This window comes from Vibrio sp. 2134-1, assembly GCF_033339495.1.
Genome location: NZ_JAWOUS010000411.1, coordinates 1 through 706, shown reverse-complemented (window position 1 = coordinate 706; position 706 = coordinate 1). Strand labels below are relative to the sequence as shown.

The following is a 706-nucleotide window of genomic DNA, read 5'->3' as shown; positions in this document are numbered from 1 at the left end:
ACCAACAACTTGCCGCAGTTTTCGACCGGAATATTATGCTGAGAGCAAAACGAGAGCGTTTTTTCTACGCCGCGTTTACAAAAGTCGGCTTTTAAACTGCCCGGCGCATAATACACACCCGCGTGGATAACGCCGCTGTTATGCCCGGTTTGATGCTTAGCAAAACCAGACTCTTTCTCAACCAATAAAATAGAACACTCTGGATGGCGTTGTTGGAGCTGCCAAGCCGTGGACACACCAACGATACCACCACCCACAACAATGTAGTCATAGACTGATTTCATACGACCTCTTATAAAACCGAAAGTTGAGACTGTTGCAATTTGAACTTGCGCCCACTGTAAACAAACACGGCAACGAATACCGCGCAGCACACCACACGAATTAAGATTGGAATGTCGTGCCAAACCAAAAGCGCACCGATAGTAAGCAGAACCAACCTCATCAATATATTCAATGGTCCTTCTAAATAACCTTCAATGGCACCAATGAGAGCGTAAGTACCCACTATCGCAAAGAAGCCGACCGTAATTACTGATGTCACATCCCAACTGACCAACCCGGTATAGGCAATTAACAATGGAACCAAGTACAGCCCCTTCGCAATTTTCCAAGCCATTAAGCCTGTTCGCATTGGTGGCGTTTTCGCAATGGTCGCCGCTGCGAATGCGGTTAAACACACTGGTGGCGTAACGTTACTGTCTTG

General features: G+C 46.9%; 1 protein-coding gene and 1 pseudogene. Both read right to left on the bottom strand.

All coding sequences use genetic code 11. From position 1 onward, the window contains the following. The coding region (locus R7R78_RS26315) for an FAD-dependent oxidoreductase (protein WP_225474635.1) at window positions 1–284 on the bottom strand (284 nt) is incomplete at its 3' end. Window positions 285–292: 8 nt separating this feature from the next. Beyond that, window positions 293–706: pseudogene (locus tag R7R78_RS26310) on the bottom strand (TRAP transporter permease); the annotation flags it as partial.